The organism is Cognatishimia sp. (assembly GCF_049116455.1).
Taxonomy (GTDB): domain Bacteria; phylum Pseudomonadota; class Alphaproteobacteria; order Rhodobacterales; family Rhodobacteraceae; genus Cognatishimia.
In genome coordinates, this window is the sequence record NZ_JAGDYW010000005.1 from 698,481 (window position 1) to 709,380 (window position 10,900).

Sequence of the window (10,900 nt, forward strand, 5' to 3'; positions counted from 1 at the left end):
GAATTCGACGTGCAATTCGATCGCAGATCAAAACGGGAGGAAGAACATGAAATTCTTTGGAGGAATTTCGCTGGCGGCAGTCATCGCAGTGACAGGTTCGGCAGCGTTTGCAGAAGACATCACGGTCGGCGTGAGCTGGTCAAACTTTCAAGAAGAACGCTGGAAAACAGATGAAGCGGCCATCCTCGGTGCGCTTGAAGCGGGTGGGGCGGACTATGTGTCTGCAGATGCACAGTCTTCATCATCCAAACAGCTGTCTGACGTTGAAAGCCTGATTGCCCAAGGCGTTGATGCGCTGATCATTCTGGCGCAAGACGCTCAGGCGATTGGTCCAGCGGTTCAAGCCGCCGCCGACGAAGGCATCCCTGTGATTGCCTATGACCGTCTGATCGAAGACGACCGCGCATTCTACCTGACATTCGACAACGTTGAAGTTGGCCGTATGCAGGCGCGCGCTGTTTTTGCAGCGCAACCAACTGGTCGTTACGTCATGATCAAAGGGTCCCCAACCGATCCAAACGCAGACTTCCTGCGTGGCGGCCAGCAGGAAATCCTGCAAGAAGCGATCGATAGCGGTGCGATTACCATTGTTGGCGAAGCCTACACAGATGGCTGGCTGCCTGCGAACGCGCAGCGCAACATGGAGCAAATCCTGACAGCGGAAGACAACGGCGTTGACGCAGTTGTTGCTTCTAACGACGGCACAGCAGGTGGTGTTGTTGCAGCGCTGACGGCACAGGGCATGGAAGGTCTGCCAGTGTCTGGTCAAGACGGTGACCACGCTGCGCTGAACCGCGTTGCCAAGGGTCATCAGACCGTATCTGTCTGGAAAGATGCGCGTGAGCTGGGCAAGGCTGCCGGTGAAATCGCAGTCGCTCTGGCTGGCGGTTCCATGAACAAAGACGTTGATGGTGCACAATCCTGGACGTCTCCAGGTGGCACAACAATGTCTGCCGTGTTCCTGGCCCCAGTGCCTGTCACCGCTGACAACCTGTCTGTTGTTGTCGATGCAGGCTGGATCACACAGGAGGCTCTGTGCCAAGGTGTGAGCAACGGCCCTGCGCCTTGTAACTAAACGTCACTAAACACATTTGCCGGAGCGCCTTCTCTCATTGGCGCTCCGTGCTTTAACTGCTTGCTACTGGAATTCGGACATGACCGACACCACGACGCAGCCAATCCCGAGCGCAAAAAAACGCAGCCTGTTCCAACAGCTGGAACTGGACACTCGTTTGCTGGGTATGATTGGCGCATTTGTCATTCTCTGTATCGCATTTAACGTGCTGACAGACGGGCGTTTTCTAACGCCGCGTAATATCTTTAACTTGACGATCCAAACGGTTTCCGTTGCGATTATGGCCACTGGTATGGTCTTTGTGATCGTCACCCGCCACATCGACCTATCCGTTGGCGCTTTGCTGGCCACAACCTCTGCCGTTATGGCCATGGTGCAAACAGATGTCCTACCAGATATGCTGGGCTTTGGGTTAAACCACCCGGCAACCTGGGCGATCACCATCGTTGTTGGCCTGACTGTTGGCACTTTGATCGGTGCGTTCCATGGCTGGATGGTTGGCTACCTCACCATCCCTGCTTTCATCGTCACTCTCGGCGGCTTTCTCGTTTGGCGCAACGTGGCGTGGTATCTGACTGATGGTCAAACCATCGGCCCGCTCGACAGCACTTTCCTCATGTTTGGTGGCACCAATGGCACCATGGGCACCAGCTGGAGCTGGATCATAGGTATGATTGCAACGCTTCTGGCACTGGCCACTCTGTGGAATGCTCGCCGCGCTAAAGCGGGCCATGGGTTCCCAGTGAAACCAATGTGGGCCGAGGTTCTGATCTCCTTGGTGATTTCCGGTGCTATTCTAGGCTTTGTTTGGGTCCTAAATTCCTACAACATCCCGACCCGCCGCTTGGCGCGGATGTTTGAGGCCCGCGGTGAGGTCATGCCGGAAGGTCTGGTTGTCGGTTACGGCATTCCAATTTCAGTCTTCATCCTGATCGCTGTCGCCGTGGTCATGACAATTGTCGCCCGTCGCACGCGCTTTGGTCGCTATATCTTTGCGACCGGCGGCAACCCGGATGCGGCAGAACTCTCTGGCATCAACACTCGCTTGTTGACCGTTAAAATCTTTGCGCTGATGGGTTTCCTTTGCGCCCTGTCTGCGGTGGTGGCCTCTGCCCGTCTGGCAAACCACTCGAACGATCTTGGCACACTTGATGAACTGCGCGTCATCGCGGCAGCGGTCATCGGTGGCACAGCGCTCTCTGGCGGCATCGGCACCATCTACGGTGCGATCCTTGGCGCTCTGATCATGCAAGCGCTTCAGTCCGGCATGGCGATGGTTGGCGTAGATGCGCCATTCCAGAACATTGTTGTCGGCTCAGTTCTGGTTCTCGCGGTCCTGATCGACATCATCTATCGCAAACGTTTGGGGGCAAAATAATGGGTACTTCAGCAAAAGAACTCCGCGCTCAAGGCGCAACGCCCCTGGTCGAACTCGAAGACATCTCGATTTCCTTCGGCGGCATCAAAGCGGTAGACCACGTCAGCGTCGATCTACACCCTGGCGAAGTTGTGGGCCTCTTGGGTCACAACGGGGCGGGTAAATCGACCCTGATTAAGATTCTGTCTGGGGCTTATCAGAAAGAAACCGGCGAAATCCGCATCGACGGCAAACCGGTGGAGATCAACAACCCACGCGATGCCCGCACCCATAACGTCGAAACGATCTACCAGACCCTGGCTTTGGCAGACAATCTGGATGCTGCATCGAACCTGTTCTTGGGCCGCGAATTGGTGACCTCAACGGGCTTGGTTGACGACTCTGCGATGGAAGCGGAATGCCGCAAGATCTTTGCCCAGCTCAATCCGAACTTCCAGAAGTTCAAAGAGCCGGTCTCTGCCCTATCCGGTGGTCAGCGCCAATCGGTTGCGATTGCCCGCGCGGTCTACTTCAATGCCCGCATTCTGATCATGGATGAACCTACGGCCGCCCTTGGTCCGCATGAAACGCAGATGGTGGCCGAGCTCATCCAGCAGCTGAAAGCCCAAGGCATTGGTATCTTTCTGATCGACCATGATGTGCATGCGGTGATGGAACTTTGCGATCGCGCCAGCGTCATGAAGAACGGTCAGCTCGTCGGCACAGTCGATATCGACGACGTCACCGATGATGACCTTCTGTCCATGATCATTCTTGGCAAAAAACCAGGGGAAGCAGCAGCATAACGCTGCTTCCCAGCACCACATTTTAAAACACCCAAACATCGCCAAGGGCGGTGATCGGGACAGGTACAACCCGGCAGTCCGGAGACTAGATATGACGATGTTTGAAACCTTTGACACTGTAGCTTTTGAAGGCACAAGCAGTGATAATCCCCTCGCCTTCCGTCATTACGACGCCAAGAAGCAGGTGATGGGCAAATCCCTAGAAGAGCACCTGCGGTTCGCTGTGGCCTACTGGCACACATTTGCTTGGGAAGGCGGAGATCCATTTGGTGGGTCCACGTTCCAACGTGACTGGTATCCGCAGGACAGTATGGAGAACGCATTCAAAAAAGCAGATGCCGCTTTTGATTTCTTCCGTGTTCTGGATGTGCCTTACTTCTGCTGGCACGATCTTGACCTGCGTCCAGATCAAGGCAATTTCGCCGACAATCTTTCGACGTTGGATCAGATCACTGACTACGTCGGCGAGAAAATGGCGCAGAGCAAAACTAAGCTTCTATGGGGCACTGCCAATATGTTTAGCGATCGCCGCTGGATGTCAGGTGCATCGACCAACCCGGACCCTGATGTTTTTGCCTTTACTGCGGCAACCGTGAAAAGCTGCATGGACGCGACCCACAAGCTCGGCGGTGAAAACTATGTGCTCTGGGGCGGGCGTGAAGGCTATGAAACGCTTTTGAACACCGACCTTGAGACCGAACTCGACCATATGGGCCGCTTCCTGAATATGGTGGTGGATTACAAACATAAGATCGGCTTCAAAGGTGCCATTCTGGTGGAGCCAAAGCCACAAGAGCCATCCAAACATCAGTATGACTATGACGCGGCGACCTGCATCGGTTTTCTACGCAAATACGGGCTGGAAAATGAGGTCAAACTGAACCTCGAACAGGGTCATGCCATCTTGGCGGGCCACAGCTTTGAGCATGAAATCGCTACGGCCGCTGCCGAGGGCATGTTGGGCTCCATTGATATGAACCGCAATGACTATCAGTCTGGCTGGGACACAGATCAATTCCCCAACAACACGCCAGAAGTCGCGCTGTGTTACTACCACATCCTCAAATCTGGCGGTTTCACCACCGGCGGCACCAACTTTGACGCCAAAGTGCGCCGCCAATCCCTAACGGCCGAGGATCTGATCGCAGCCCATGTCGGCGGTATGGACATCTGCGCGCGTGGTTTTGAAGCGGCAGCAACTATGCTGGAAGATGGCGGTTTGGAAAATGCCTTGTCAGAACGCTACGCAGGCTGGAAATCTGCGGAATCACAGGCAATGCTGAACAGTGATTTAGAAAGCATTGCGTCACGCGTTCTCTCAGAAAACATCCGTCCAGAACCCAAATCCGGGCGTCAGGAAATCTTGGAAAACTACGTCAACCGCTTCGTTTGACGCTAAATATGTGAGCTGTTCCAAGCTCAAATGTTTCCCATTTGTTCTCTCCGATGGTAGGGTAGCGTCATGATGCGCGCTGCCCTGCCATTTTATCCACTTACCAAAGGCCGCACCCACGAAGTCTGTGGAGCCGGTGCCTATGGGTTTGCCTTTGCGCTGGCCGCAAAGATTGGTGGAAATTTCCTTTGGATCAAAGAGGCTTGGGAGGCCCAGCAGCTGAACCCCAATGGGATTGCAGCCTTCCTTGATCCCGCACATCTTTTGCAATGTTCCACCAAGGATCAGATGGAATCACTGGCCACCGCCGAAGAAGCTCTGCGCTCTGGCGCCCTGCCCTTGGTGGTGATCGCCCTACACAAACCCATCGGCCTCACCGAAGGCCGTCGCCTACAACTCGCCGCACGCGATGGGAAATCTGTCGGCCTCACCCTGATCCCCGAAGGCATGGGCAGCAATGCCGCTGAAACACGCTGGCGCTGTTCTCCTGCCTTTGAACACACAGCTTTCGCTGCCCAAGACTCGACTCTGCAAACGTGGGAACTTATAAAGAACAAATCAGGAACATTGGGTATTTGGTATGTTCGATGGAATACAGCGTCGCGTCATCTCGATCTGGTTTCCGCGTCTCGCGAGTGACCGGCATCTGCGCCTGTATCCAATCGAAGGCCCCTTTGCGCTGACGCTGAAAGAACAAAACGCCAATCGCGTCTATTGCCTAAACCGCGTAGCCCAAGCGCAGGGATTGGAGCGCGGCATGTCTTACTCTGATGCCCGTGCCTTTTGCCCTGATCTGAAAAGCGCGCCAGCCCATCCACATCAGGACGCGGCTTTCCTTAAAATCCTGCGCCGTTGGGCCACGCGCTATTGCCCCTGGGTAGGGCTCGAAGGCCAAGATGGGCTGACCATGGACATCACCGGGTCTACTCACCTTTTTGGTAGCGAAGAGGCGATGGTCGCCGATCTGCGCGGCCGGCTTGGCAAAGCCGGGCTGGCTGCGCAGATCGGCCTTGCCGACACCCGCGGCGCGGCCTGGGCGCTGGCCCATTTCAAAGAAGGCATAGCGCCAACCGGTGATATGTTGAGTGTTCTAAAACCCCTACCTGTCGCCGCACTGCGCCTGTCTGAGGACGCCTCCGTCGCCCTACAACGCCTTGGCCTGCGCAAGATCGGAGAGCTTGCCGAAACACCCCGTGCGCCTTTTGCCCGCCGATTTGGCCGTGATCCCCTGATGCGATTGGATCAGGCCTTGGGCACACAGCCCGAAGAGATCACCCCACTGGCTGATCCGCCCCATTACGGCGTGCGTATGACCCTGCCCGAACCCATTGGCCTGTTGGCTGATGTCATGTCAGGCACCGAACGGTTGCTGGTGCAGCTTTGCGCCAAATTAAAAGCGCAGGAAATGGGCGCGCGGCAGCTTTGTGTCACGCTACGGCGTGTGGATCAGGATCATCAACAGGTCGAACTACGCCTCGCCCGCCCCCTGCGTGATTCCGCGCGCATCCTGCCGCTCTTTGAACGCGGGCTCAGTGAAATTGATGCTGGCTACGGCATTGATCAACTACGCCTTGAGGCCACACAGGTCGAACCCCTGCCCGTTCAGCAAATCAGCCACGTGATTGGGGCAGAAAAGAACAAACTGGATGACCTGATCACCCGGCTTGGAACACGGATTGGGCTTGAGAATATCACGCGCTTTCTCCCTGCCGACAGCCACATTCCCGAACGCAGTTTTCTGACGGCCCCCGTGGCCTATAGCCAAGCGGACAGCGGCTGGAGCTATGCCCATCCCCGGCCTGTCTGCCTCTTTCCCCCAGAAGCCATTGCTGGCTCGGGCCCGCGCCCGCCAAACCGATTTCGCTGGCGGCGCATGTCATTGACTACTGGTCGCGCCACAGGCCCGGAACGGATTGCCCCAGAATGGTGGCTGCCCGATGACAGCTGGCAATCTGGCGTGCGGGATTATTGGCGCATTGAGACCGCCCAAGGTCGTCGCCTCTGGCTGTTTTACACGCCGCAAAACCCCGGCTGGTTTGTGCAGGGGGAATTCGCATGAGAGACACGCTTACTCTAAGTGAAGCCTATGCCGAGCTCTGCATCACCACCAATTTCACCTTCCTCACCGGGGCCTCTCATCCTGAAGAACTGGTGGTGCGGGCCGCCGAATTGGGCCTTACTGCGCTGGCCATTACCGACCGCAACTCACTGGCCGGAGTGGTGCGCGCCTGGAGTGCGCTGAAGGAGCTGAAACGCGAAACCCAAGAGACACTGGAAATCCGCTCGCAACAGCGCATCGATTCCTCGTCGCGTCAGGCCACAGGGCACCGGGACCAATTGATCAAACCCGATCCGCTGTCTTTACCAAAACTGATTGTGGGCTGTCGACTGGTTCTACAAGACAGCGATGTTGATTGGATCGCCCTGCCGCGTGATCGCGCGGCCTATCAGCGGCTGACCCGTCTGCTGACCCGTGGCAAACGCCGTGCCGAAAAAGGCCAATGCACGCTTTATCTCAAGGATATGCATGAGGCCTGCAAAGGGATGATCCTAATCGCCCTACCCCAAGCCAGATTGAACGCCGCCACCGATGACATCAAAGCCATGCGGCGGCATTTTCCCAATCATGTCTTCTTAGGCGCCGCCCCCAAATACGATGGCAGCGATCAGGCCTATCTGGCGTCCTGCGCCTTGCTGGCCCAGAAAACCTGCGCGCCGATGGTCGCGATTGGCGACGTGCTAATGCACCGCGCCAGCCGCCGCCAAGTCGCCGATGTGCTGACCTGTATGCGTGAACACATCACGATTGACGAAATCGGCACCCGCGCCCTACCTAATGCTGAACGCCGCCTTAAATCAGGTGCTGACCTCGCGCGGCTCTTTCGCGATCATCCCGCCGCCCTGCGCCGCACCCTCGAAATCGCTGATCGCTGCAGTTTTGATCTTGCGGAGCTTTCTTATGAATACCCGCACGAAGATACCGGCGATGAAACCCCACAAGAACGACTAGAACGCTTGGCCCGCGAAGGCATGAAGCGCCGCTACCCAGAAGGGCCGACAGACAAGGCTGTCACCTTGATGGAGAAAGAGCTGAAGGTCGTAAAAGATCTTAATTTCCCTGCTTATTTTCTAACTGTACATGACATTGTGCAATTTGCCCGATCCCAAGGCATACTCTGCCAAGGACGAGGCTCTGCGGCCAATTCCATCCTCTGTTACCTCTTGGGCATCACTGATGTTAGCCCGGATATGATCACGATGGTCTTTGAGCGCTTCGTGTCTAAATACCGGGGCGAGCCGCCAGATATCGATGTGGATTTCGAACATGAACGCCGCGAAGAAGTCATCCAATGGATCTATGAAAAATATGGACGGCATCGCGCGGGACTCTGTGCCACCGTGACCCATTTTCGCTCGCGTGGGGCGATCCGTGAGGTCGGTAAGGTCATGGGGCTCTCGCAAGACGTGACTGCTGGCCTCTCTAGTCAAATCTGGGGCATGAGCAACGGCGGCGTCGAAGAAGAGCGCATTCGCGAACTGGGCCTTGATCCAAAAGACCAACGCCTGATGCAGACGATCCACCTGATCCGTGAAATCATCGGCTTCCCGCGGCATCTTTCACAGCATGTTGGCGGGTTTGTTATCACCCGCGGGCGATTGGATGAGCTTTCTCCTATCGAAAACGCCGCTATGGAGGATCGCACGGTCATTGAATGGGACAAGGATGACATTGACGCGTTGGGTATCTTAAAGGTCGATGTTTTGGGTCTGGGCATGCTCAGTTGCATTCGCAAATCCTTTGATCTGCTTGATCAGCACGATGGCAAACACCTGACGCTCGCCTCGGTTCCGCAGGAAGATAAAACGACCTATGACATGCTCTGTAAGGCGGATGCTGTGGGGGTCTTTCAAGTCGAAAGCCGCGCGCAGATGAATTTCCTACCGCGTATGCGGCCGCGCACCTTCTATGATCTTGTCATCGAGGTCGCCATCATCCGCCCCGGCCCGATCCAAGGCGACATGGTCCAGCCCTATATCCGACGGCGCAATGGGCAGGAACAGCCCGAACCCTTTGGCCCAGAACTGGAAAAAGTGACCGAGCGCACCCTCGGCGTGCCGTTGTTTCAAGAACAGGCCATGCAAATTGCCGTCGTGGGCGCGGGCTTTACCCCCGAAGAGGCTGACCACCTACGTCGATCTCTCGCCTCGTTCCGGCGCATGGGCACCATTGGCAGTTTCAGGGATAAGTTCACCGAAGGCATGCTCAAGAACGGCTATTCGACAGAGGTTGCCGAACGTTGCTTTTCCCAGATTGAAGGCTTTGCAGATTACGGCTTTCCCGAGAGCCACGCAGCGGCCTTTGCTATGCTGGCCTATGTCTCTGCCTGGCTCAAACGCCACCACCCGGCGGTCTTTGCATGTGCCTTGCTGAATTCCCAACCCATGGGATTTTACGCCCCTGCCCAAATCGTAAGGGACGCCCGTGAACATGGGGTCGAAGTACGCCCGATCTGCGTCAACCATTCGGAATGGGACAATCGATTAGAACGTCGCACAGATGGCGGATTGGCCCTGCGTCTGGGATTTCGTCAGATCAAAGGCTTCAAAGAAGAGGACGCTGGTTGGATCGTCGCCGCACGCGACAATGGCTATCCTGATCCCGAAACGCTTTGGCTGAGGGCTGGCGTTCGACCCGATGTTTTAGCCAAATTAGCCGAAGCAGATGCGTTTTCCGATATGGATCTGACGCGGCGCGATGCGTTGTGGAAAGTCAAAGCCATCCGCAGCCCCCAGCCGCTCCCGCTGTTCAACGACCCAATCGATGGGGAAAGCGTGTTTGAACCACAGGTGAGCCTTCCTACGATGCAGCTTGGCGAGGAGGTGGTCGAAGACTATGTTTCTACCCGCCTAACGCTGCGCGCTCACCCGATGGAATTGCTGCGCCCGTCTTTGCCAAACCTAACACCGCATTCAGCACTTTCAGATGCGCCTTTGGGTAAACACAGTGTCTGTGGTCTTGTCATCACCAGGCAAAGACCAGGCACGGCATCCGGCGTTATCTTCCTGACATTGGAAGACGAAACCGGAGTCAGCAATGTCGTGGTCTGGCCAAAGATCTACGAACAGTTTCGGCGTATTGTTATGGGGGGGCGTCTTTTACAGATCAGCGGCTATCTGCAGCGCGAAGGCATTGTAGTGCATCTGATTGCACAGCAGGTGCAAGACATGTCCCATCACCTATTTGAGCTGGGGCACCCAATGCCCGATGCCTTAAGTACGGAAGGGCAGCGCACAGATGATACCCCCAAGACCTCCCGCTATCCGTCCCGTGCGATGCATCCACGTGACCAGGCAAAACGGTTATTTCCTAGTCGGGATTTTCACTAAGTAAGCACCATTCCCTTACCTATGGGCCATTTTCCAATCTGTAAGAAACTTATCAACTGTTTCACGCAGCGCGCTCGTGGATGTGTAATTTGTATTCGCTAGGTTTTGCCGCGTCGTTGCCGCCCAGATTGTCCCCGAGACCTTTAGGCTGGCATCTCTAACAAGAACCGCCTCTTCTGAAATAGACAAGGAAACCGAAAACGGGATGATGCAGCCTTCCGACTCTCGCCTTGCCGAATATCGTAACGTAAGGGTTGGGCGACCAGGGGTCTCTTCCCAGTCTTCTTTTGAAAGAAACTTAACCCCTGCCGCACCGAGTTGTGTTTTGACATAAGAACCAAAGCTTTGCGTGTCTTCTTTCTGGTCCAATTTTTCTGTATCGAAATACACCCCAGGATGATGACGCAAGAGATCTAATTTCTCGGCCTTAGCAGGTGCATGGTAACGTTTGGCGATCACTGCTTTTGAGGTATTCAGAGTATCAATATGCGTATCAGAAATGCCCCGAATAGATGAGATCCTATTCAAAAAAGACATTATTTCACGGCTTTCTCTCTGATCTAATGCCGCAATATTGCGCACCAATAGCTGTGACTGTGGAATGCAACTAAGGGGCTCTCCACAAGCCTGGGGCAATCGCCTTGCCTCTAACAGCACAAGTTCATTCGCAACGGCATGGCTAGAGAAAAGAAACACTGCGCAGCACATCACCGCAAATGTCGTTTCTACAACCCTCATACATCACCTAACCATTGTTTAGGTCTGTGTATCTCATGATCATTGAGGAATAGTTACGAGAGCAAAAGCAGTCGTAGATACACCATTGTGCATGATATTCTGGGGAATTTGGAAAGTCATCGTTTTGAGAGATTTATCTAGGC

At 55.3% G+C, this 10,900-nt stretch carries 8 protein-coding genes; 7 read left to right on the top strand and 1 reads right to left on the bottom strand.

Annotated features, from left to right (window positions below; all coding sequences use genetic code 11):
• The first annotated feature begins 46 nt into the window (after window positions 1-46).
• The 7 genes from xylF to JXQ85_RS15350 all read left to right on the top strand — a co-directional run bounded on the left by xylF (window position 47) and on the right by JXQ85_RS15350 (window position 10,019).
• Window positions 47-1,075: a D-xylose ABC transporter substrate-binding protein gene (gene xylF / locus JXQ85_RS15320; protein ID WP_421749820.1), complete on the top strand. Its 1,029-nt coding sequence runs from the start codon at window positions 47-49 to the stop codon at window positions 1,073-1,075.
• 79 nt (window positions 1,076-1,154) lie between these two features.
• Window positions 1,155-2,453, top strand: coding sequence for a sugar ABC transporter permease (locus JXQ85_RS15325; protein WP_421749821.1), 1,299 nt, complete (start codon window positions 1,155-1,157; stop codon window positions 2,451-2,453).
• Entirely contained in the window at window positions 2,453-3,238 is a 786-nt protein-coding gene (locus JXQ85_RS15330) for an ATP-binding cassette domain-containing protein (protein WP_421749822.1), read from the top strand. Before JXQ85_RS15325 ends, JXQ85_RS15330 begins: the two co-directional genes overlap by 1 nt.
• Before the next feature lie 91 nt (window positions 3,239-3,329).
• On the top strand, window positions 3,330-4,631 hold the full coding sequence (gene xylA / locus JXQ85_RS15335) for a xylose isomerase (RefSeq protein ID WP_421749823.1): 1,302 nt from the start codon (window positions 3,330-3,332) through the stop codon (window positions 4,629-4,631).
• A gap of 69 nt (window positions 4,632-4,700) precedes the next feature.
• Window positions 4,701-5,270: an ImuA family protein gene (locus tag JXQ85_RS15340; protein ID WP_421749824.1), complete on the top strand. Its 570-nt coding sequence runs from the start codon at window positions 4,701-4,703 to the stop codon at window positions 5,268-5,270.
• Window positions 5,212-6,690: a Y-family DNA polymerase gene (locus JXQ85_RS15345; protein WP_421749825.1), complete on the top strand. Its 1,479-nt coding sequence runs from the start codon at window positions 5,212-5,214 to the stop codon at window positions 6,688-6,690. The genes JXQ85_RS15340 and JXQ85_RS15345 overlap by 59 nt, the downstream gene beginning before the upstream one ends.
• Window positions 6,687-10,019, top strand: coding sequence for an error-prone DNA polymerase (locus tag JXQ85_RS15350; protein ID WP_421749826.1), 3,333 nt, complete (start codon window positions 6,687-6,689; stop codon window positions 10,017-10,019). Before JXQ85_RS15345 ends, JXQ85_RS15350 begins: the two co-directional genes overlap by 4 nt.
• A 15-nt stretch (window positions 10,020-10,034) precedes the next feature.
• Here the strand turns inward: JXQ85_RS15350 and JXQ85_RS15355 are convergent, their stop codons facing one another.
• On the bottom strand, window positions 10,035-10,757 hold the full coding sequence (locus tag JXQ85_RS15355) for a hypothetical protein (protein WP_421749827.1): 723 nt from the start codon (window positions 10,755-10,757) through the stop codon (window positions 10,035-10,037).
• Window positions 10,758-10,900: the final 143 nt, after the last annotated feature.

Bases quoted from the DNA above. Each gene is read 5' to 3' on its own strand.
- xylF (WP_421749820.1), top strand. From the start codon at position 47: ATGAAATTCTTTGGAGGAATTTCGCTGGCGGCAGTCATCGCAGTGACA.
- JXQ85_RS15325 (WP_421749821.1), top strand. From the start codon at position 1,155: ATGACCGACACCACGACGCAGCCAATCCCGAGCGCAAAAAAACGCAGC.
- JXQ85_RS15330 (WP_421749822.1), top strand. From the start codon at position 2,453: ATGGGTACTTCAGCAAAAGAACTCCGCGCTCAAGGCGCAACGCCCCTG.
- xylA (WP_421749823.1), top strand. From the start codon at position 3,330: ATGACGATGTTTGAAACCTTTGACACTGTAGCTTTTGAAGGCACAAGC.
- JXQ85_RS15340 (WP_421749824.1), top strand. From the start codon at position 4,701: ATGATGCGCGCTGCCCTGCCATTTTATCCACTTACCAAAGGCCGCACC.
- JXQ85_RS15345 (WP_421749825.1), top strand. From the start codon at position 5,212: ATGTTCGATGGAATACAGCGTCGCGTCATCTCGATCTGGTTTCCGCGT.
- JXQ85_RS15350 (WP_421749826.1), top strand. From the start codon at position 6,687: ATGAGAGACACGCTTACTCTAAGTGAAGCCTATGCCGAGCTCTGCATC.
- JXQ85_RS15355 (WP_421749827.1), bottom strand. From the start codon at position 10,757: ATGAGGGTTGTAGAAACGACATTTGCGGTGATGTGCTGCGCAGTGTTT.